The sequence below is a fragment of the Syntrophobacterales bacterium genome (assembly GCA_019429105.1).
Classification (GTDB): Bacteria; Desulfobacterota; Syntrophia; order Syntrophales; family UBA5619; genus DYTH01.
Map to the genome: position 1 here is coordinate 1 of JAHYJE010000039.1, position 22276 is coordinate 22276.

Here is a 22276-nt window from a genome sequence, read left to right on the forward strand (position 1 = left end):
GGACTGGTTTATGTGGTATGCCCAGATGTTTAAAGTCCCCATGATCGGCATCAACACCCACCTGGGCATACGTGATGTGACCGATGCCCACGTAGCATCCATTGTCAAACAGATGGAAGATCTCATCGAACCGTTATCGGCCGTATCGGGTAAAAAATTCGATCTCGACGAATTGAAGCAGGTAGTGGCGCTTTCCCGAGCCTGCTCGGACAGTTGGAAAAAGGTCCTGGACACTGCCACCGCAGTTCCTTCTCCAATAACTTTTTTTGACGGTACAATCCACATGGGGCCGGCCGTGGTGCTTAGAGGAACCAAGCAGGCGGTGGATTACTATAATCTCCTCCTGGCGGAGTTGAATGAGCGGATCAAAAACAAGGAAGGCGCCCTGGAAAATGAACGCTTTCGCCTTTATTGGGACGGGATGCCGGTCTGGGGGCGGCTGAGCGACCATGCCGCCCTTTTTGCCAGCCTGAACGCCAACGTGCTGGCTTCAACATATTGCAATAGCTGGATATTTACTGATTTCGATGCGGCAGATCCCTTTACGAGCATGGCCCGGGCTTACACCAAACTCTTTATCGTAAGATCCGACGATCCCAAGGAGCAATATATCAAAGACATGCTGAAGTTCTTCAAGATCGACGGCATCATCTACCACGACGCAAAAACCTGCCCGAACAACTCCAATTGCCGTTACGGCATGCCCAAAAGGCTGGAAAAAGAAACAAACATCCCAAGCCTGACCCTAAATGGTGATCTGAATGATCTGCGGTGCGTCTCCGATGAGCAGAACAAGACGAATATAGAGGCTTTCATCGAACAACTGGAGGAAAGAAAACAGGGTATTTGAGCGTGAAAAAGATATATGTACTTGAAATGATAAACCATACCAAATAACATTAAGAATAAGGGGGCGTGGATGATAAAAGAATCATTGATAGTTGAATTTCAAAGGATTGCCGGTAAAGAGAATGTCCTCACGACGCCTGAGGCGTTGAAGGCATATTCCTATGACGGGACCACAAACTGGATACATGAGCCCGATGTAGTGGTATTCCCCACCACCACGCAAGCAGTTTCCGAGATTATGAAGATTGCCAATGCTGAAAAAATCCCCGTAACTCCCAGGGGTGGGGGCACAAACGTGAGCGGTGGGTCTGTTCCCTGGCACGGCGGAATTGTTCTCTGCACGACGAAGATGAACAAGATATTGAAAGTGGACAAAGAGAACCTTACCGCCACCGTGGAGCCCGGGGTTGTCCTTCAGGAACTGACGCTCAGACTCGCTAAGGATGGTCTTTTCTTCCCACCTGACCCCCAGAGTTTCCTGGGTGCAACCCTCGGCGGCATTATTGCCGAGAATGCCGGTGGTCCCGCGTGCGTCAAATACGGCGTAACAAAGCAGTATATCCTGGGCATTGAAGTGGTATTGCCTAACGGTGAAATTGTCAATCTCGGCGGCCGGACCTTGAAAAACGTCGTGGGTTATGACCTGCTTCATATCTTTATCAGTTCCGAAGGCACCCTTGGGGTGGTAACAAGGGCAGAATTAAAACTTAACCCCATTCCTCCTGCAAAAAGGACCATCATGGCGGTATATGCAGATGTGGCAGTAGCCGGCCAGAGTGTCTTTAGGGTTCTCGAAAATGGCGTAATACCCGGCAAGATAGAACTTCTCGACAACTGGGTAATCAACAGGATTGAAGAGATGATGCCGATGGGGCTTCCCAGGGACGCAGACGCGGTGCTCCTTTTCGAAGTTGACGGCATTGAAGAAGCCGTTGCCAAGGAAACCGAAAAGATTATCGATATTGTAAAGAAATATGGCGCCGTGGATGTAAGGGCTGCTAAGGATCAGGCCGAGGCCGACAAGTTTTGGATGGGAAGAAAGGCCGGTTTTGCGGCGATTTTCGGCAAAGCAAAAACGGTTTTCGCAGAAGACGTGACCGTGCCGAGGGGAAACATACCCGCCCTTATCAATAAATGCAAGGAGTTGGCAAAGAAGCACAATGTTGAGATTGTGGTGCTTGGTCATGCCGGCGATGGAAACCTCCATCCGGCAATCCTCACAGACATCAACAATAAGGAACATTATGCCAGGGCAGTAAGCGCGATGGACGGGATCATCGAGAGCGCTGTCGAACTCGGCGGCGTGCTCTCGGGGGAACATGGCATAGGCCTTGAAAAGCAGAAATTCTTCATGAGGGTCACGAACCCTGTCGTTGTAAAAATGATGAAGGATGTGAAGGCGCTTTTTGACCCCAACAATATCATGAACCCGGGCAAGATCTGGGATTAGCGTATAAGGAGGTTCGGATTGAAAGACCTGAAAGAGCTTCAAAAAATAGGACAATACGCTGATCAGTGTATGAAATGTGGTTTTTGCAGTTTCTTCTGCCCTGTATATCAGGAAGAGCGGATGGAGATGGGTGTTGCCCGAGGGAAAAATTACCTCGTGAAACAGGTTCTCGCAGGCAAGCAGGAATTTACCGAAGAACTGGGCAACATCATCGGCAAATGTCTGCTCTGCAAGCGGTGCGTTGCCATGTGCCCGGCGAAAACCCAGATTGACCGGGTAGTTGTGGGGGCAAGGGCCCAGATGGTCAGAGAAAAGGGATTGGGTTTTGCAAAGAACTTTGTTTTCCGGAAGATAATGTCCAACAGGAAGGCCTTTGGAAATTATCTGAGATTGGCAAAGTCATTCCAATGGCTGCTTCCGAAGACAGAGGGCAGTATCCGGCACTTGCCCGATTTTTTGAAGGCGCTCGGTCAGGGAAGGAATATCCCGGCCATAGCCGACAAGTTTTTGCGCGATCTGGTTAAACCGGTCTATAAGCCACAGAACGGTCAGACCGCAAAAATGAAGGTGGGCTTCTTCATGGGGTGCGCCATGGATTTTGTCTATCCGGAGCTGGGGCTGAAGATTATCGATTTCCTGACAAAAAATGGCATTGAAGTGGTTGTTCCCGAAAGTCAGAACTGCTGCGGCGCCGCCATATATTTCAGCGGCGACTTCGAGACAGGTCGAATGCTGGCGGAAAAAAACATCGCAGCATTTAAAGATGTCGATTATGTCGTAACGGGCTGTGCCACATGCAGTTCCACCCTGAAAGATTATCAGAAGTACCTTCCGGACACTGAAGACCAGAAAAAAAGATATGAGGCATTTGAAAAGAAGGTCAAGGACAGCACCGAGTTTATTGTCGATGTTATGAAGATGCCGCTGCAAGAACTCAAGCTGAAAAAGGAATTTGCCGGCAAAACGGCCACATGGCACGACCCTTGCCATCTGGTAAGGTATCAGAACATAAAAGACCAGCCGCGGATGATCCTGAAGGCATTAAACGGCTTGAAGTATGTGGAAATGCCCAATGCCGATATGTGCTGCGGCATGGGAGGTTCCTTCAGCGTTTATCACTATGACCTCACCAAGAAGATTGCCGATAAAAAAATGGACGGCATCAAAACAACCGGCGCAGATATAGTTGTCACTGCCTGTCCCGGGTGCATGATAAATTTAATCGACAACACGCTGAGGCACAAGATGCCGCAGAAGGTGCACCATTTTCTGGAGCTTGTTGAGTAGTTTGTGGGGGCGATTCATGAATCGCACGACAGACGCGCAAAGTTTTATAATTAAAAATAATTGTGGGAGGATGAATCATGAAGAACGGACATTGGTTAACGGCAAAGGACGTGGTGCGAGTAAATGCCCTGAAGTTTCCCAACAAGATCGGCATCAAAGACTTGTACAAGGCTTATACATTCAAACAGTGGGACGAAAGATCATGCCGGCTGGCAAATGCGCTGGCCGACATGGGCATGAAGAAGGGCGACCGCTTTGCCGTTCTCGCTTACAACTGCGTGGAATGGATGGAGTTTTATGCAGCCGCGGCCAAGGGCGGATTTATGTGCGTACCGCTTATGTTCAGGCTTGCGCCCGCAGATATGGAATATATCACCAATCACTGTGAGGCAAAGGTCTTTATCGTCCAGGGCGGGAAGGATGGAGCGGACGGGAAAGAATTCCCCTGGATCAACCAGATCAATGCAATGAAAAAAAACCTCCCTACCGTCGCAAAGTATGTCTCCTTTGCCCTGGATAATGAGAAATATGACGGCTTTGTTTCCTATGAGGAGGCGCTTGCCAAAGCGAGCCCGGAAGAACCGGCAACCGTCGTAGATGCCGAGGATCCCTGGGTCATCATGTACACCGGGGGAACCACCGGCAGACCCAAGGGCGTCGTCAAGACGCATGCCAATCTTTTTGCCGAGTATTTTATCCAGATATTTGATCACCAGTTTAATTCCGATGACTGCAATCTCCTCGTCATGCCCTGCTGCCATGTAAACTCTCTCTTCTATTCGTTTGTTGCCACCTGGGTTGGCGGTACCGTCATGGCGTACAACATGGTGAGTTTTAACCCTGAGAATCTGTTGAAGACCTTCTCTGAGCACAAGGTCACCTTTACCTCGCTGGTTCCCACCCATTACATCATGATGCTGGCGCTGCCTGATGATGTGAAGAAGAAATACGATCTGACCAGCGTTAAAAAACTCCTGATCTCCTCAGCCCCGGCCAGAAGAGACACCAAGCTGGGCGTTCTCAAGATGTTCCCCAATTCAGAACTCAATGAAGCATACGGCTCTACGGAAGCGGGCATCGTAACAGTCCTCAAACCCCATGAACAGCTTACCAAGCTTGGCTCATGCGGCCGCGAAGCTATTGGTACCGACTATATCAGATTCTACGATGAAGAAGGGAATCTGATAACAAAACGCGGCCCGGACGCAGTGGGCGAACTCTACTCCAGAAGCCCGATGATTTTTGAAGAATACTGGAAAGAACCGGAAAAGACAAAAGCCGCGATGAAGGGGGAATACTTCAGCGCCGGCGATATGGGGTATCGCGACGAGGAAGGATACATCTACCTCGTTGACAGAAAAGCCAACATGATTATCTCCGGCGGCGAGAACATCTTTCCGTCTGAAGTGGAAAACTGTGTCGGCAGTCTGGAGAAGGTAAAAGATGTTGCCGTCATCGGCGTTCCTCATGAAAAATGGGGCGAACAGGTAATGGCGGTTGTGGTATTGCATGAAGGCCAGACCGCAACCCCGGAAGAAATTATCAGCCACTGCAAGGGCAAGATCGCCGGCTTCAAGGTTCCCAAAAGGGTTGTCCTGATAAAAGACGAAGAAATGCCGAGAAGCGGCGCCGGCAAGATCCTCCACCGGATACTTCGAGAACAGTTCGGAAAATGGAGCGATCATCAGTAGAAAAATATCAAAACGTCAAGGCGGGGTTAAATCCCCGCCTTTTTTCTGTCAATCATGAAACCCGCTAACTGGAGGAAATTATGGAAGGCGTAAAATTCGACTTGACCGGCAAAGCAGCTATCGTAACGGGCGGAGGAAAGGGCATTGGCCGGGCTATTGCACTGGAATTGGCCGCCTCCGGCGCCGCGGTGACCATTGCTGCCCGCCATCAGCAGGAGATCGAAGCCGTAGCTGAAGAAATCAACCAGCGGGGCGGTAAAGCCATCGCCGTTGTTACCGATCTGACCGTGAACGAACAGCTCGAAACCATGGTACAGAAAACCCTCGATACCTTCGGGCGCATCGATATTCTGGTCAACAATGCCGCCCGGAGCTTCCTGCGCGGCCTGCTGGAAATGCGTGAGGACGGGTGGGACAAGGTGTTTGATACCAATGTGAAAGCCGCCTGGTTGTTAAGCAGGCTGGTGGCCCGGACGATGGCCGAAAAAAAAAGCGGGCAGATTATCAATATTACCACCGTGGGCGCGGAAAAAGCGGAGCCGGGCATGGGCGCATACTGTTGCAGCAAAGCGGCGCTGAAGATGCTGACACGCTGCATGGCCCTTGAATGGGCTGCCTCCGGCATCCGGGTTAACGCGGTAGGTCCAACCTTGACGCGTACCGAATTCAGCAAACCAATCTGGTCCAATCCGGGACTTGCCCAAATGGTAGCTGCAAAAATTCCCATGGGACGTTTGGCCGAACCGGATGATATTGTCGGCGCCGTTCTTTTCCTGGCCTCGGGAGCTGCCAATTTTATCACTGGTCAATCAATATATGTGGATGGCGGCGCCCTGACGGTATAATGCGCCCCAATGCCCGCTCAATTGTGCGCCGCTTAAGATGTCTAAAGCCGAAAAGGACGCTTTTCCAGGTATTTGTCCTCCATTGTCCGGACCAGGTTCGCCATCGTCGCATAACATGGCGTGGGAACTCCGGTTTCTCGCCCGTATTCCACAACCTTACCTCCCAGGAAGTCAATTTCGGTGCGTGTTTTATTGGCGATATCGACGCACATGGAATCCTTGTGAACCCCCACCTTTTCCAGATAAGCCAATGCCTGGGTTAGATAGTCGGCCCCGAGGTCATATCCCTTTGCCTTGGCCACCGCCAGAACCTCCGCGAAGCAGGCATCGGCGATTTCTCTGGTAGGGGAAAACGACAGGGCCTCTTTGATCGTCTTGTCCGTGACGGCGCAAATAGAGGCCATCGTGCATTTCATGATCATCTTTTTCCAGACGTGGAGTTTTATGTCATCGACAAACTCCGTGTCCAGGCCGCCCGCCGAGAGCATTTGCGCGATTCGCAGACCTGCTTCCCGGTTTTCCGGGATCAGGGCGCCCAAGGGATTGGGACGGTTGAAAAATGCCATTTCCACCTCCCCCGGCCCCTTCAGCGAAACGCCGTAATTGAGCGACATGCGAAAGGCCGCTTTTGCCCCAAACGCTTCGGCAATCAGGTCCTCCGTGCCCAAACCGTTATGGGTGCTGACGATCTTCGTCCCCTCCTTAAAAACACCCTTCAGCTCCTTTAAAACCTGGGGGAGATGAAAGGTTTTGGTTGCAACGAAAATAAGATTCGGATTGCGATCTTTGCACTTTTCAATATTATCAAAGAAGTAACGCACCGGAACATGATACTCAAGCTCACCGGAAATCCGGATGCCATCCTTGCGAAGCTTATCGCCTAAGCCCTTTCTGGGGCTCACAAGCATCGTCTCCGGATCCGTCTTGAGCAGGGCAGCCGCCAAAACTGCCCCGGTGGCGCCAATGCCGACTACGGCGATTCTGAAGTCATCCACTAACTATACCTCCTCAATCAGTTAATCCTTGGGGAAAACTGCCAGCAATGCATTTGATAAAATGCGGACTATTTTACCTCGACCAATACGGTCAATATCCCAAGGCGAAATACCTCAGGAAGCGAGCGGAATTACATAAAAAAGCACAGCCAAAAAGTGCAGGGCGCTGCCTGCGAGGACAAAGATGTGCCAGACGGCATGGCTGTATGGAAGTCTATTCCAGCCGTAAAAAATCAGGCCCACAATATAGGCCGCACCTCCGGCGACAAGCAGTTGCAACCCAGTCGGAGACAATGCCGCCAAAAGCGGTTTTATGGCGATGAGGATAATGAGCCCCATTCCCACATAGAGGCCGACCGAAAACAACGGCCAGCGGCGCAGCAAAAATACCTGAAAAACAACCCCCAAAAGTGCAATTCCCCAGACGGCGCCGAAAAGCGACCAACCCCAGGGACCGCGCAGACTCACCAGCGTAAACGGGGTATATGTGCCGGCAATCAGAAGGAATATCGCGGAGTGATCTATTATCCTGAACAGCATTTTTGGCTTCGGGAGCGGGATGCTGTGATACAGGGTGGAGGCCGTGTAGAGAATAATCAGCGTCGCCCCGAAGATGCTGCAACTTACAACATGCCACGCATCACCGAACAGGGCCGCAAAAACGTCCATAATAACGAGCGCCCCGATCCCAAAAACTATTCCAATGCCGTGGGTAATGCTGTTGGCCACTTCCTCACGGGGGGTGTAGTGCGAGATATCTATATTCAATGCCATTTTCCTGCCGTACTTTCCTGATTTTTCCAAACTCCCGCCGTCCTCAGCCGGAATAAAATATTTTTTTGTTTTCTATCACCAGTCTGCAAAAAAAGTAAGCAGAAAATACTCTGGCGCCAGATATATGTGTGTTTCGTACAAATGCCTGATTTTACTTGAGTGACAAAAACAGCAACGCCGCGATATTTCATTTATATCGGGTAGAACAAAATTATCCCGAGTCGGGCGCTTTTTTCCACATCCGGCAGAAAGAAAATTCGTTTTCAAGGCGATCTGTCAAATCGATCTTGACTATTTCCCCTTGATAACTTACGATAAAAATATCGTTGCCGTTGCAGCAGGTTATGAACATTCAGCTTCGTCTGTATCTTTTCTCCCGCCGCCTGGCCGCTCGCCGCCGTTTGCACCTGATATCCTTCCGCTTCCAGAATGCGGCGTATTCCCTCCCTGATTACTTCCTCATCATCAACAACCAGGATGTGGACGCGGTTGTGATTTTCTCCCCCATTGCTTCCATAACGGAATCCTTAAAATTGTCAGGTGGTCAAGCAGTAGAACTGCAGAGGCAATTGCAAAACTCTCACATTCTTTCATTCCCGCAATGATTTTAAGCGGGAAAACGAAGTTTAATGTTCATAATCTGGTTCTAACTGCTTGAAAAACCGTATTCCCGATAGAAGCATTGTGAACATTAAGCTCCGCTTTCGGGAATGACAAATAGTTTTGCAATTGGCTCTGCAGCATATAATTTCCGCCGAGCAAGGAAACCGACCCTTCATATAGCAATAAATCTTATTAGTCAAATCATAAAGTTATCAAATCATCCTGCTTAAAGAAACGTCATTTTCTTATTGGGTTCCGAGAGAGCCGGACACGGGGAATTGCCGGGTTATATTTCTTGACAAAGGGCGCTGCTCCGCTTTATCGTCACGGACAGTGCTGCATCATTAAACAGAGTTTTTAAAAAGGAGGCTGCCCCATGAAACCAATTGTCATAGTCGGCGCCGTTGCCGCGGGAATGAGCGCGGCAAGCGTTATCAAACGTGAACTTCCCGATCTCGAGGTCATTGTTTTCGGCAGGGAAACCTACATCTCGTACGGGGCCTGCGGGGCGCCTTACTACATTTCCGGCCAGATCCGCAATCACGAGGACCTCATCGCCCTGGCCCCGGAAGACGCCATCTACAAGCGCGGCATAAACCTGAAGACCAACCACGAGGTGCTTTCCATAAACCGGGAGGCGCAGACGGTCGCAGTAAAAAATCACGAAGACGGAAGCGCCTTCGAACAGGAGTATGGTGAACTGGTACTGGCAACGGGGGCCCGCTCCATCATCCCCGCCATCCCGGGCATTGAACTGCCCGGGGTCTTCCCGCTAAAGGAATTCCAGAACGGTATCGACCTGAAGGCTTTTTTGGAAAACCGGAAACCGCAAAAGGCCGTGATCATCGGCGGCGGCTACATCGGGGTCGAAATGGCGGAGTCTTTCCGGGGCGCAGGTCTGGAGGTCGCCCTGGTAGAGGCGATGCCCCGCGTCATGTCCATCATGGATGACGACATGAGCCTGCTTGCGGATCGAGAGCTGCGGGCAAACGGCGTCGAGGTAATTCTCGGCCGTAAGGTCGTAGGCCTGGAGGGCGACCAGCAGGTGCGGGCGGTGAGGCTCGATGACGGCAGCTTTGTTGCCGCGGACTGCGTGCTTCTTAGCATCGGAGTAACGCCCAACAGCGATATCGCGGTTGAGGCGGGCCTCGAACTGGGACCCCGCGGCGCGATCAAGATTGACCGCTATCAGCGGACCTCCACCCCGCATATCTTCAGTGCCGGCGATTGCTGCACCGTTTACCATCGCCTGCTGCACCAGGATGTTTACATTCCCCTGGGATTGACGGCAAACCGCCAGGGCAAGCTGTGCGGCGAAAACATTGTTTTACAGACAAGGGGAGAGAAACTGAGACAGTTTCCGGGGGTAATCGGAACTGCCGTCACCCGCATCTTCGGTCTGGAGATTGCCAAGACCGGCATCGGTCAGATGGAGCTCGATCGCTATGACCTGAAACATATCAGCTCCGTGATGATCAAGGCAACAACCTTGCCGGCCTATTTCCCCGGCTCTACGGATATCTGGGTAAAGCTTTTCTTTGAGGAAGACTCGCGGGTGATTGTGGGAGGCCAGATTGTCGGCGGCCCGGGCTCTGCGCTGAGGATTAATACGGTCGTTGCCGCAGCCACCCAGGGGATGCGGATGGATGAGCTCTACACCCTCGATGCCGCCTATGCGCCGCCCATCTCGCCGGTGTGGGATCCGCTGCTCATCGCCGCCAGACGCGGCATGAAATAGCCATAAATGACGAAAACTCTGACATTGTCAGGCGCCTGCTCGCGGAAAAGATATAAAAAACCGGGACTGTCCGGGGGGGACAAACGGCAGACAACCGAAAGAAAGCGCCGCCGGGGCAAGGCGGTTGAATGTTCAGAAAACTCCCTCGCCGATCTCGCCCACTTCGGCACATGCGGTATAGATCATGGCCGCCTTCAGCTCATTTTGCATCTGCTCCAGGGTCAGCCGGACGCCGGCTGCGCCAGCGCCCACCGCGCCGATGGCAAGCGGTCTGCCCACCAGCACGGCATGCGCGCCCAGGGCCAGCATCTTGAGGACGTCCACGCCCCTGCGCACTCCCCCATCGGCCAGCACGACCATGTCGCGGCGCACAGCCCGGGCAATCTGCGGCAAAACCTCGGCGGTTCCGGGGGTGTGATCAAGCACCCGCCCGCCGTGGTTGGAAACGACAATGGCCGCAACCCCTGCCTCGCGCGCGACCAGGGCGTCCTCCACGCACATTATCCCCTTCAGAATCAGCGGCAGGGTCGTGCTTTGCACCAATTCCTTCAGTTGCGCCACCGTCTTCGGCTGCACCGGCTGGCCCGCCGCCCGCATGGGCAGGATGCCGGCGGCATCCACGTCTATTCCCACGGCAACACAACCCGCTGCCTCCGCCTGACGAATGTGGGCGATAATATTGGCCTGGTCGCGCGGCTTGGCAATGGGAATGCCCCACCCCTCGTGGGCCTGAATGACGCTCAAACCAGTGGCATAGAGCTGGGGGTCAGGCCCGTCGCCGGTCATCGCCAGCGTTCCGACCTGCTTCGCGCCGGCGATAAAGGCGGTGTCCAGCTCCTCTTCGCTGATGATTCCCTGAAAATTCATCCGGGCGCCTGCTACAGCCGCCCCCAGGATCGGCATGGACAGCCTTTGCCCAAAGAGCGTCAGCGCCGTCTTTGGCTCGCCGGCTGCATGGATCACCCGCATCTTGACGCGCAGGGCGGCCAGGGCATTGTAGTTATTGATGAAAGATGCGCCGCTGTCGGCCCCTCCAATGCCGGGAAATTCACCGGCGCAGGCCACGCCGTTGCACTCGCGGCAGACGCGGCAGATGCCATTAAAACGTTTTTTGGCTTCCTGACGTACCTCTTTGATGTTCATTTATTAACATCCTCTCTCTCGCGAACGAGCACTGCCGATTATCTCCCTAATGCTAAAAAGGAAATTACTGAACAATTTTTTACGGCGGCAAGTATATAAAGCGCACTCTGGCGTGTCAATGGGATTATCGCAGATGAAGCAGCCCTTGCGAACCGGACAGCCAAATTGTGCACTGGTTGCTTTCCTCTGCTGTTACGGTGTGTTTCAATTGCTCCGGCGATGACGAAAGAAGCCCAGGCCGAAAACGGCGCGAGTCCGCCCTTGCTTTTGCCCGGTTCTTGTGTAAATACTGCCGCGCTTTGGCAGTAAGCGGCAGGGGGGACTTTTCATCGCCAAACTTCACACTGCCCGGCATAAACAGGGCGCGCGAGTGTCCACGCCCCTTAATTTTTACGGGCTAAAACCGGAGACGATAAAGGAGTCGGATATGTTCGAAAAGCATAGCGAAAGCGGCTATCATCCCGCCATAAAGGGGATCGACCTGAAAACGCTGGTTTACGGAGAAAAAACCCTGATGGCGAAATTCCGCTTGCAAAAGGGCAGCATTTTGCCGCGCCACGCCCATCCCCATGAGCAGACAGGGTATCTTGTGAAGGGCCGCATTCGTTTTACGATTGGCGCGGAAGAGTGCGAAGCGCAGGCAGGCGACACCTGGTGCATCCCGGGAGGCGTTGAACATGGAGCGGAAATCATTGAGGATTCCGTAGTAATTGAGGTATTCTCACCCGTCAGAGAGGACTATCTGCCCAAGAAAACAGCAAACGGAAAGGAATAATTCATGGATATCGACAAGAAAAAGTGCGTCGGCTGCGGCAATTGCCACGTCGTCTGCACGATGGGGGCAATCTCCTTAGACGCGGACGGCCGCTCCGTCGTGAATCAGGAGGAGTGCGTGGAGTGCGGTACCTGCCACCGGGTTCTCCGCAACGAGGGCTACCCTCCCTGGTTCGTCCGCGCCATCCGCAAGGCGCTCGCCCCGCTGAAACTCGGCTACCTGGCTGATGCGGACATCTGTCCCACCGGCGCCCTCACCCCTCCGGAGCTTGCCATGCCGAGGCTCCTGCGCGCCCAGTTCAGCAACCCCACCGTCGTCCATCCGGGAACCGGAGTGCCGGGACGGGGAACCGACGAGATCAAGAGCAACGACGTAACCGGACGGCTTTGTCACGGCGAGGCAGGCCTCGTCGTAGAGGTCGGCCGCCCGGGGATCGGCGCCCGTTTCCGGGACGTGGAGAGGGTAGCCATGGCTTTGGCGCCTCTGTCTCCCCACTTCGAACACGAAAACCCCGTCACCCTGCTGATGGAAGACACCCGTACGGGAAAGATGCGGCCGGATATCCTCGCGGAAAAGGTGCTTTCGGCGATCATTGAGTTAAAGACCGAGCTGGAGAAAATTCCTGTTTTTCTGGAAGTCCTGGAGAAGGTACAGCGCGAAATAGACACCGTGATCAGCGTTGGCGTTGCCTCCCGCTGCCTGGCGGATGGAACGATCCCCCATGAAAAATGGGTGAAAATGGCAGGTTATCGGCTCTCCCCGAACGGCAAGACGAACCTGGGATTGGGACGACCGCTCTTCAAGGAGGCAACGACATGACGAACACATTGCATAGGCAGGGCATAGCCTCCGACCTGCGCCAGGACTACACGATCTTCGTGCATACGGCCAAAGGGATCAACCGGGAGGGATCGGCCGAGAAGATCCGGGAATTCATGCGCATCTGCCTGAAGCACAACCCCGTAAACATGGGCGACATGAAGATTGGGAGCATGCACCAGGATAATGTCCAAATGGATGAACTGATCGGCAGACAGACTGACGGCACAGTCGGGGCCGCCGTCTTCACTGACCTGGACACCTTGGGACGGGTGGTGGAGGAGCTGATCCGGGCTGATCTGGGCATCTGCATCAACATCAGCGGCCTGATGGAAGAGGTGCAGGAATGCTGCAAAAAGGCGGGAATCAGCCGCCACAGCGCCGAACATTCTCTGGGCGTCTGGGGGGCAAAAGACCGCCTGCCCGAGAGGGAAGTGCAGGAATTCAACACCATGTGCGGCCACGGGATGGTTTCTTTCAATCTGATCCGCAAGATGATCGAACAGGTGCGCCTGCGGCGGCTGACCCCCCGCCGGGCGTCCCTGATGATGGCCAAGTGCTGCATGTGCGGGGCTTTCAACCCCGCCCGCGCCGAGGCCCTCCTCGATAAAATGCTCGAGAAGGGATTCCTCCACTCGCCGCGGTGATGCGAAAATTGATTAAAAATCCTTGAACTCTTCGTCTTCAAAGGGAATTACCTGGTCGGGCCGGGTAATTTTCATTTTCCCATGACCGGGCGTTGCAAGCTCCCGCCCCGCCGCTTTCCGGGGAGAAAGAAGCGCCGCCTGCCGGACGTTGCCGCCTCTAACCTGCCGGGGCGGCAAGGCCGCCGATACACGACCGCTCGTGCTTCCGCCGACTACCGAAACCAAATCCCCTACATAAACTTTCATCTGCTCCGCCTGGGCGTTCAGCTCCTCCGAGGCCGCGGCCGACTCCTCCGCATTGGCCGCCGTTGACTGAGTAACCTTGTCCATCTCGGCAACAGCCTTGCCCACCTGGTTTATCCCCTGGGCCTGCTCCTCGGATGCCGTCGCAATCTCATCCACCAACTGACCAATCTTGGCGGAAATCGCGGCGTTTTCCTTGAACGCCTCCTGGGTCGCGCTGGTCAATTCATTCCCGTTCCGCACCGCCTTGATCGTCCCCTCGATCAGGTTGCTGGTGCTCTTCGCCGCATCAGCCGCCCGCTTCGCCAGGTTTCGGACCTCGTCGGCCACGACCGCAAGTCCCGCCCCCGCCTCGCCGGCCCGCGCCGCCTCCACTGCCGCATTCAGGGCCAACAGGTTGGTCTGGAAGGAGATCTCGTCGATCGTCTTGATGATCTTCTCCGTCTCTTCGCTCGAACGGGTTATCTCGACAATCGCGCCCGCCATGTCCGCCATGTGGCCGTTTACCTTCTCCACAATCCGGTTGGCTTCCTTCATCATCGTCCGCGCCTGGTTCGCATGATCGGCGTTCTGCTTCGTCATCGAAGACATCTCCTCCAGCGAGGCCGCCTGCTCCGTCGTCCCTTCCGCCAGCGACTGACTGGCCGAAGACACCTGACCCGCCGCCGCCGCCACCTGCTCCGCCCCGTCCGAAAGACCGGAAATCACCCTGTTCAGGGGGCCAACAATGCTGCGGATAATGAAAAAAGCCAGACCAGCGGAAAGAAGCGCCGCGAGCACCACCAGCACAATGCTGTACTGCCGCACAGAGGCGTAAGTCCGCTCGGACTCTTCAAAACGCACCCGACTTCGCTCCACCTGATGTTCTGTCAGGTCGTCAATGGCCTTCAGTATCTTTGTTATGGCAGGGACTGCCTTGCTTTCCAGAAGGGCAACCGCATCGGCGTCATTGCGCGCAATAGCCAGTTCGATTACCTTATTATTCGAATCCTTCGCCTCCTCCTGGGCTTTTCTGACGTTCCCGAGCAGTTCAAAACCTTTCGCATCGGTTTTAGTGGTCAACTCTTCGATTTTTTTGAGCTGGCCTACATACTTTTCCCGTAGCGCGGCAATCTCTTTTTGATGGGCCTGTCTGTCGGCATCCTCTTTTACCAGCGCAATATCCCGCAGCGTGACGGCGATATCCCGGACATCTGCCCCTGTTTCATGGGAAAGATTGCCCCGCAGATTGTTCACTTTTACGATCCTTTCGAGACTACTCTGGATATTCCCCATGCTGGAGAGTGAGATTATCCCCAGAACTATCATAATCAGCACCGGCACCGAAAAACCCAGGTATAACTTTGTAGAAACCTTCATATTTGCCAAACTCATCGATCCTACTCCTTTATTGGGTTTAGAGGGAAATATTGATAATCACAGTCAAAAACTCATATAGTCGGCGTCAGCCTTTTCAGGCAACTTTATCCAGAACGGTCATTTCCGTCCGGTTGAGCACCCGGTCGATATCCAGCAGGATCTTCACGCGACCGCCCATTTTGGCCATTCCCAGGATATACTCCGTATTCAACCGACTGCCGAAATCCGGCGTATCCTCGATATCGCTTCCCTTGATATTGAGCACCTCCGAAACGGAATCCACCAGGATCCTGAGCAGAATCTTCTTTCCCTCACCCGTAACCTAATTTCCCGAGGAAATTATAACGAGGCATTGCCAGGCAGGGAGTTGGATGTCCAAGGCTTTGCGAATATCCCGCTACTCCTTGGTCACCACCGTACTTCTCGGAATATTTAACCTTGGTCAACGTCCTCATCTCCGTCCACGGTTACCGATGTGTGCATTTTTCATCGTCGTAATTATCACGATAAAAAAGGGGAAAACAAAGGCTTTTTAGTTCATAAACTGATTAATTCCTAATAAATGCATTGTTCCTCGTTATAATTTTGGCGGGAATTTAGGCCGTAATATCGACCACGATAATACAGGTTCGCTCCGTGTAATCCATCGCCTCCATCCCGAACTTCAGTCGCAAATCCACGACGGGGATTACCTTGCCCCGCAAATTGATGACGCCCCTCATATAGTCCGGGGTGCGGGGCACCGTGGTAATCGCCATAATGCCGATGATCTCCTTCACCTTCAGGATGCCGATCCCCTACTCCTCCTTTGCCAGCGAAAACGTCAGGTACTTGCCCTCCCGGTTCGCCATGGCCTTCATCGCCTGATTCATTGCCGCTTTTTCCTCCATCTCTGCACCTCCTCCTTTTGGCTTGTTAATGATCTTCCCAATATTTACGCCAACTTACTATGATAATTTATGCAGCTTCCCCGCTGCCGCATCTGCCGACGCAGCGCTGCAAAACCGCGCAGATCTCTTTCTGCGGCCAAAATGTGTAGACGATAACCCGCGGCTTAAGCTCTTGAGACAATTTGATAATTTTCTGATTCTTGATCGTCCAGAAAAAAACGACAGGCAATTCCTCCAACAAGGAACGTACAGCCAGCAGGTCGGTCAAGGTTTGCTTATTGTCAATGTACAGCAAGACAAGCGCGATATTCCTCCCGGGTTGCCTGAGCCTGGCGGCAAAACTGTCAAGCGACCGGTGCTGTTCCATCCCCAACTCCGGACCGATTGCCTGCAATCCTGCCCAGATACCGGCAAGCGCTTTGTCCCGTGAATGGCAGTAACATACTATAGAGCCAATTGCAAAACTCTCATATTCTGTCATTCCCGCAATGATTTTAAGCGGGAATCTGGTTCTAACTGCTTGAAAAACCGTATTCCCTATAGAAGCATTCGGGAATGACAAATAGTTTTGCAATTGGCTCTATATTCATGATTTACCCTCGCTTACTTGTCTGTTATGTTCCTACTGAGTTTTGGAGATTCATCAATAGTTGTGAACTTGTAATTACAAGAACAATGCCAATAAGTGTAGGCTGCATTTTCTCCTTGCTGCTCCTGGCATTCTAACTTTTCAAAAAGCAGCCTGTCGCCTTTTATGTTTTCTGATCTGGGCGTAGAGCTGGGGACGGGAGAGACCGGAAATGCGGCAGCCTTCCCGGATATCGCCCTTCACCTGCGCCATCAGTTCCCGGAAGTATTGACGTTCCGTTTCCAACACCGCCGCTGCGCGGACGTTTTTCAGCGGGGGAAGCTGTTGCGGGGCAGCCTAATCGTCCACCTTGCCGCAATTGGCGGCAAAGGCATGGAGGCGGATATTCGTAAGCAGGTGCTTGGGGTAAAGCGCTTCCTCATCGAAGGCCGCCGCGATCGCTGCTTCCAGGACATTGATCAGTTCCCGGATGTTCCCGGGCCACGGATACGCGGTAAAGAAACCCATAAATTCCGGAGAAACCTTTTTAACAGCTATTCCATAGCGGTTGCAGAGCTTTGCCGTATAAAAAGACGCCAGCTTCGGAATATCTCCCCCGCGCTCCCGCAAGGGCGGCAGTTTGATCGCCAGCGACCGGAGGCGGTAGAGCAGATCGCTCCGGAAAGTCCCAGCCTCAACCATCGCCTCCAGGTACCGATTGGTCGCCGTGACGGTGCGAAAATCTCTTTCCAGCTCCTCCCGCCCCCCGACGGGGCGAAAATGTTTATCCTGAAGAACTCGCAGAAACGCCTTCTGGATGGGCAGAGGCAACTCGCCTATCTCGTCGAGAAACAGGATGCCGCCGTTTGCCTGCATGATCATGCCCTCCACCTTCCGGTCGGCGCCGGTAAACGCCCCCTTCTCGTGACCGAAAAGCTGGCTTTCCACCAAGGTCGGGGTCAGCGCCGCACAGTCAACTGTAATAAATGGGCCTTGGGCGCGACCGCTGTTTCTATGCAAGGCACGGGCAAAGAGTTCCTTGCCGGTGCCGGTTTCCCCTGCAAGCAGAAGATTGGCATCGCTTTTCGCCGCCTGGGCAAGGCGGCCGAAACAACTGCGCAGTTTGTCGCTCTTGCCGATGATCCCGCCCAGATCGAGAGCGGCAGTCCCGGACGTCCTGTTGCGATTCGCCTCCGCATACTGAATGGCTCTGGACAAGGATATCTTCATTTCGGAAATCGAGGCGGTCTTCTGAATGTAATCCCAGGCGCCGCTGTCCAGCGCCAATTCGGCGCAGTCCTTGTCTCCATAGGCTGTGATGATTATCACTTCCGCTGAGCTGCAAATACCGCGCAGCAGAGGCAGCTTCGTCAGACCGCTGCCGTCGGGCAGCTTCACGTCGAGGAGGATGACGGCAAAATCGCCTGCGGCTGCTTCCTTTATACCGCCCTCCAGGGTAAAAGACCGCGACGCAAGATGCCCCATATCCGTCACAACCTCTGCCAGCATCCCGGACATTATCTCGTCGTCATCAATTATCAGTACACGCGCCACACTCTTTCTTTCCGGACTAACCAGCCGGGGGGAGCAGCTCCTGCATCTTCGCTATAAGCCCCCTGATTACAACAGGTTTTAAAATAACTTCCCGTATTTTTGCCGCGGTTGCCTTTTCTTCAAGCGTGGAATCGATAAATCCCGTACAGAGGATGATCGGCATGTCAGGTCTGATCGATACGATGTTGCGGGCCAATTCAATCCCCGTCATAACTGGCATGGTCTGATCGGTGACGACCAGATCAAACTCTTCAGGATGGGCGCGGAATGCTTCCAGCGCCTGCACGCTGTCGGTCCAGGCCAGCACCGTGTACCCATAACCCTCCAGCGTCTCCCGGGCCATGTCAACCAGCATCTCTTCATCATCGACCAACAGAATTCTACCCTTGCCTTCCCCGAGCGGCTGGGGCAGCTCCCCCGACGATGCTTCCGGATTTTCGGCAAGCAAGGGAAGATAGACGTGGAAAGCGCTCCCCTCGTCAACCCGGCTTTCGACGGTAATTTTACCGCCGCAACTCCGGACAATCCCGTGCACAACCGACAAACCCAGACCAGTGCCTTCACCGATCTTTTTGGTGGTGAAAAAGGGATCGAAGATCCGCTTCCTGATCAGCGGATCTATGCCTGTTCCGGTGTCCCTGATGATAATCTCGACATAAGAGCCCGGAGTCAATCCCTGAATACTGTCTTCAATATCTCCCCCCGCCTCTGTTTTCAACAATTCAATCTCCAACTGGCCGCCTTTGTCCTTCATGGCCTGGTAGGCGTTGGTGCAGAGATTCATCAGAACCTGGTAAATCTGCGTCGCATCGCCGAGCACCGCATCCGCACCGGTGCGGATGTTCAGCCGCACCGCAATGGTAGAGGGAATTATTTCTTTCAGCATCTTGACCGTTTCTTTGATCAGTGGAATCAACCGGATGGGTTTCCGGTCTTTCTCGGTCAGACGGCTGAATTCGAGGATCTGCCGCACCAGGCTGATGGCGCGCTGGCTGGACGTCTGGATCTGCTCCAGATAATGCTTGATCCTGCTTTCCGGGGGAATTTTTGCGAGGGAAAGTTCGGTGTATCCGGCAATGGCGCCGAGAATATTATTGAAATCATGCGCGATGCCGCCGGCCATGGTGCCGATTGCCTCCAGCTTCTGGGCCTGCAAAAGCTGTCTTTCCGTCTTCAACTTTTCGGTGACATCACGCTTGACCGCGACATAGTGGATTACCTCTCCCGACAAATTTCTTACCGGAGAAATCGTGGCGTCTTCCTCGTAGAGGGAACCGTCCTTCTTCTTGTTGACGAAATGCCCCTTCCACGTCCCGCCGGCTGTCAGCACGCTCCACAAGCTCTTGTAGAAATCAATGTCCTGACGGCCGCTTTGCAAGATCCGCGGGTTCTTTCCCACGGCCTCTGCGCGCGTATAGCCGGTTGTGCGCTCAAAGGCCGGATTTACATATTGAATTATCCCCTCCTTATCCACAATCACCACCGTTTCCCCGGACTGTTCGATCGCCGCCGCCAGCCGCTGACGGTCCTCCTCCGCCCGTTTGCGCTCGGTAATATCTCGGTCCATGCCCCGATAGCCGCAAAAAGCGCCGCTCTCGTCGATAATCGGCGACCCGTTGGTTTCCAGGATCACAAGGGTCCCATCCTTATGCCGGTTGCAGTTTTCAAAATTCCGAAACAATTGCCGCCCGGCGGCGATGTCTGCAAACAGCGCTTTGACGCGTCCGGCCTCTTTTTCGGGCATCAGGTCGAACGGCGTTTTCCCCAGCACCTCCCCGGATTCGTATCCGAGCAGCTCCTTGACGAGCGGGCTGACGTAGGTATAGACGCCGTTTTCGTCAACCTCCCAGATCAAGTCGTGGGAAGACTCGACAAGGTGACGGTAGCGCATTTCGCTTTTTTGCAGCAGCGCCTCGGCGCTTTTCTGTCTTTCCAGAGAGCTTTGCAAATCCCGGTTCAGCCGCCGCAACGAAAGGTGATGCGCTATTGCAATGACAATGATTAACAGCAAAAGAAAAATACCTACGATGATCGCTACGCGCCTGGGACTCCAATAAGGCTCTGGCTCAAAGTGCCATTTGGCGTATATTTCCCGGCATTTAGGGGTGGCGATGAACAATTGCACCGCCCGATCGAGTTTGGCAAGCAGGGCAGGCTCCCCTTTTTTAACGGCAATGGCGCGCTTGACCTCCACAAGAGGCGCCCCGACTGCCTTTATCCGGTTTGCGACCCCGCTTTTGCGGGCAATCAACAGAACCGGCTGTTCCGGATAGATCAGGGCGTCCGTCTTTCCCGACAGCAAGGAAAATGAGGCCTCCTCCAGGGAATTAAAAACAACGACCCTTCCCTTTCCGTATTCCCGCATGATCATCTGCCCCGCATTGAAATCGACTACGGCGACGTTTCTGTCCTGCAGGTCGGCAAGACCGCGTATGCCCAAAGCGGTTTCACGAACAAAGATTCTGATATTAAGAGCCCCCACCGGACTCGTAAAGTCCGCATAACGCTTCCGTTCCTCCGTTATCCCCATGTTGGGAACGATATCGATGCGTCCTGCCAATAACGCGTTGTTGATCTGCGGCCAATCATCGAACACGAGATAACGGATTTCGAGTCCGGCTATTCTTGCGACCTCGTTCATGACTTCAGCGGCAAATCCGGCGGGTTTGCCGGTTGCCTCGTCGATGACGTACCCGGGAGGAAAGTTCCGGTGGAAACCGGCGCGAATCTCTGGCGGCTTGTCCGCGGCAAGAACCGTGGTTACAGGCGAAGCAACACCCCAAAGGGAAACCGCCAATGCCAGCAAGCCGATAAGGCGAATCTTTCTGATCAGTAAGAGCATTTCAGTTATCATAGTAATTGGAAACACCTCTTTTCACAAGCCGGCGTTGGGGATTCCCCCGCCCCGGCAACCTTGACCATGCTATTTTTTTGCCAGCGCCGTTCGTACCTTGTCGGCCAAGGCTTGCCTTGAAAACGGCTTCTGGATGAAATGGACACCCTCATCCAGCACGCCGTTGTGGGCGATCACATTGGCCATATAGCCGGACATGAACAGGCATTTCAAACCCGGGTAAAGGGATTGCAGACGCCCGGCCAGCTCCCGTCCGTTCATCTCCGGCATGACCACGTCGGTCACAAGCAGGTCGATTGCGTCGGCATTTTCTTCTGCCAGCCGCATCGCCTCGAGGGGAGATGCGGCGGCAAGGACCATATACCCGAAACCCTCCAGCATAATTTTTCCCAGCTCCAGATTCGCCGACTCGTCTTCCACCAAAAGGACCGTCTCGCCTTGGCCAGGCCTGATATCCTCCGGGCGCTTCGCTTGCATTTCGGCAGACTGGCCCTTATGGGCGGTCAGATATATTTTAAAGGTCGTCCCCTTTCCCGGTTCGCTATAGACATTGATGAAGCCGCCGTTCTGCTTGACGATGCCGTAAACCGTGGCCAACCCCATGCCAGTGCCCTTTCCCACGCCTTTTGTGGTGAAAAACGGCTCGAAGATGTTGGCAAGGAGCGCCTTGTCCATGCCGCAACCATCATCGGACACGGCCAAAAGGACAAAATCGCCGGGAAAGAACCCCTCATGTTCGGCGCAATATTCCCGATCGAGGGTTATTTTTTCCGTCTCGATGGTGAGTTTGCCCACCCCGGCGATGGCGTCGCGGGAATTGATGCACAGGTTCGCCAGCAGTTGGTCGATCTGGCCCGGGTCAATCTTGATCGGCGGCAAAGCGGCGCCCGGCAGCCAGGCAAGATCGATGTCCTCGCCGATCAGCCGCCTCAGCATATTGAGCATGCCCGCCACCGCATCGTTGAGATCGAGCACCCGGGGAGCGACGGTCTGCTTGCGGGCAAAGGCCAGCAATTGCCGGGTAAGACCGGCAGACCGCTCAGCAGCCTTCAGTATCTCGGTAAAATCGGCATGAAACGGGCGGCCGGGGGCAAGCTTTGCCAGCGCCATTTCCGCATGACCGATAATCACCCCCAACATATTGTTGAAGTCGTGCGCCACCCCCCCAGATCGGAAGAGCACACGTCTGAAC

The 22276-nt window shown here is 53.9% G+C and carries 21 protein-coding genes; 9 read left to right on the plus strand and 12 right to left on the minus strand.

What is annotated here, in order from left to right; genetic code table 11:
• The 5 genes from K0B01_12065 to K0B01_12085 all read left to right on the plus strand — a co-directional run.
• A partial coding sequence (locus tag K0B01_12065; protein MBW6486872.1) for a 2-hydroxyacyl-CoA dehydratase family protein occupies positions 1 to 850 on the plus strand: 850 nt, incomplete at its 5' end.
• Positions 851 to 919: 69 nt separating this feature from the next.
• Positions 920 to 2299, plus strand: coding sequence for an FAD-binding protein (locus K0B01_12070; protein MBW6486873.1), 1380 nt, complete (start codon positions 920 to 922; stop codon positions 2297 to 2299).
• Between the two features lie 18 nt (positions 2300 to 2317).
• Positions 2318 to 3586 (plus strand): (Fe-S)-binding protein, encoded by a 1269-nt coding sequence (locus K0B01_12075; GenBank protein MBW6486874.1) that lies wholly within the window; start codon positions 2318 to 2320, stop codon positions 3584 to 3586.
• A gap of 77 nt (positions 3587 to 3663) precedes the next feature.
• Entirely contained in the window at positions 3664 to 5277 is a 1614-nt protein-coding gene (locus K0B01_12080; GenBank protein ID MBW6486875.1) for an AMP-binding protein, read from the plus strand.
• 80 nt (positions 5278 to 5357) lie between these two features.
• Entirely contained in the window at positions 5358 to 6122 is a 765-nt protein-coding gene (locus tag K0B01_12085; protein ID MBW6486876.1) for an SDR family oxidoreductase, read from the plus strand.
• A 41-nt stretch (positions 6123 to 6163) separates the two neighbouring features.
• Here K0B01_12085 and K0B01_12090 read toward each other — a convergent pair whose 3' ends face one another.
• The 3 genes from K0B01_12090 to K0B01_12100 form a co-directional block, all read right to left on the minus strand.
• Complete coding sequence (locus K0B01_12090; GenBank protein MBW6486877.1) at positions 6164 to 7117, minus strand: 2-dehydropantoate 2-reductase; 954 nt, start codon at positions 7115 to 7117, stop codon at positions 6164 to 6166.
• Between the two features lie 114 nt (positions 7118 to 7231).
• Entirely contained in the window at positions 7232 to 7891 is a 660-nt protein-coding gene (locus tag K0B01_12095; GenBank protein ID MBW6486878.1) for a hemolysin III family protein, read from the minus strand.
• A gap of 263 nt (positions 7892 to 8154) precedes the next feature.
• The gene (locus K0B01_12100; protein MBW6486879.1) at positions 8155 to 8370 is read right to left on the minus strand and encodes a response regulator; all 216 of its coding nucleotides are present in this window, start codon (positions 8368 to 8370) and stop codon (positions 8155 to 8157) included.
• 500 nt (positions 8371 to 8870) lie between these two features.
• Between K0B01_12100 and K0B01_12105 the strand changes: the two genes are divergently transcribed.
• Positions 8871 to 10232: an FAD-dependent oxidoreductase gene (locus K0B01_12105; GenBank protein ID MBW6486880.1), complete on the plus strand. Its 1362-nt coding sequence runs from the start codon at positions 8871 to 8873 to the stop codon at positions 10230 to 10232.
• Between the two features lie 132 nt (positions 10233 to 10364).
• Here the strand turns inward: K0B01_12105 and K0B01_12110 are convergent, their stop codons facing one another.
• A complete protein-coding gene (locus tag K0B01_12110; GenBank protein ID MBW6486881.1) occupies positions 10365 to 11375 on the minus strand; it encodes an alpha-hydroxy-acid oxidizing protein in 1011 nt (336 codons plus the stop codon).
• Positions 11376 to 11802: 427 nt separating this feature from the next.
• Between K0B01_12110 and K0B01_12115 the strand changes: the two genes are divergently transcribed.
• From K0B01_12115 to K0B01_12125, 3 genes are read left to right on the plus strand one after another with little or no spacing between them, the layout of a single operon-like run.
• Positions 11803 to 12150: a cupin domain-containing protein gene (locus K0B01_12115; protein ID MBW6486882.1), complete on the plus strand. Its 348-nt coding sequence runs from the start codon at positions 11803 to 11805 to the stop codon at positions 12148 to 12150.
• 3 nt (positions 12151 to 12153) lie between these two features.
• Positions 12154 to 12969, plus strand: coding sequence for a 4Fe-4S binding protein (locus K0B01_12120; GenBank protein ID MBW6486883.1), 816 nt, complete (start codon positions 12154 to 12156; stop codon positions 12967 to 12969).
• Positions 12966 to 13616 (plus strand): hypothetical protein, encoded by a 651-nt coding sequence (locus K0B01_12125; protein ID MBW6486884.1) that lies wholly within the window; start codon positions 12966 to 12968, stop codon positions 13614 to 13616. The genes K0B01_12120 and K0B01_12125 overlap by 4 nt, the downstream gene beginning before the upstream one ends.
• Positions 13617 to 13628: 12 nt before the next feature.
• Here K0B01_12125 and K0B01_12130 read toward each other — a convergent pair whose 3' ends face one another.
• From K0B01_12130 to K0B01_12165, 8 genes are all read right to left on the minus strand, one after another.
• A complete protein-coding gene (locus K0B01_12130) occupies positions 13629 to 15233 on the minus strand; it encodes an MCP four helix bundle domain-containing protein (GenBank protein ID MBW6486885.1) in 1605 nt (534 codons plus the stop codon).
• A gap of 79 nt (positions 15234 to 15312) precedes the next feature.
• Entirely contained in the window at positions 15313 to 15519 is a 207-nt protein-coding gene (locus K0B01_12135; protein ID MBW6486886.1) for a chemotaxis protein CheW, read from the minus strand.
• Between the two features lie 295 nt (positions 15520 to 15814).
• Positions 15815 to 15997 carry a chemotaxis protein CheW gene (locus tag K0B01_12140; protein MBW6486887.1) on the minus strand — a complete coding sequence of 61 codons (183 nt, stop codon included), beginning with the start codon at positions 15995 to 15997 and terminating at the stop codon, positions 15815 to 15817.
• Positions 15998 to 16175: 178 nt separating this feature from the next.
• Positions 16176 to 16589 (minus strand): hypothetical protein, encoded by a 414-nt coding sequence (locus tag K0B01_12145; GenBank protein ID MBW6486888.1) that lies wholly within the window; start codon positions 16587 to 16589, stop codon positions 16176 to 16178.
• Between the two features lie 249 nt (positions 16590 to 16838).
• On the minus strand, positions 16839 to 16982 hold the full coding sequence (locus K0B01_12150) for a hypothetical protein (protein ID MBW6486889.1): 144 nt from the start codon (positions 16980 to 16982) through the stop codon (positions 16839 to 16841).
• Between the two features lie 51 nt (positions 16983 to 17033).
• Positions 17034 to 18230 (minus strand): sigma-54 dependent transcriptional regulator, encoded by a 1197-nt coding sequence (locus tag K0B01_12155; GenBank protein MBW6486890.1) that lies wholly within the window; start codon positions 18228 to 18230, stop codon positions 17034 to 17036.
• 16 nt (positions 18231 to 18246) lie between these two features.
• Positions 18247 to 21084 (minus strand): PAS domain S-box protein, encoded by a 2838-nt coding sequence (locus K0B01_12160; protein MBW6486891.1) that lies wholly within the window; start codon positions 21082 to 21084, stop codon positions 18247 to 18249.
• A gap of 69 nt (positions 21085 to 21153) precedes the next feature.
• Positions 21154 to 22276, minus strand: a 1123-nt coding sequence (locus K0B01_12165; GenBank protein MBW6486892.1) for a response regulator, incomplete at its 5' end; no start/stop codon positions are given.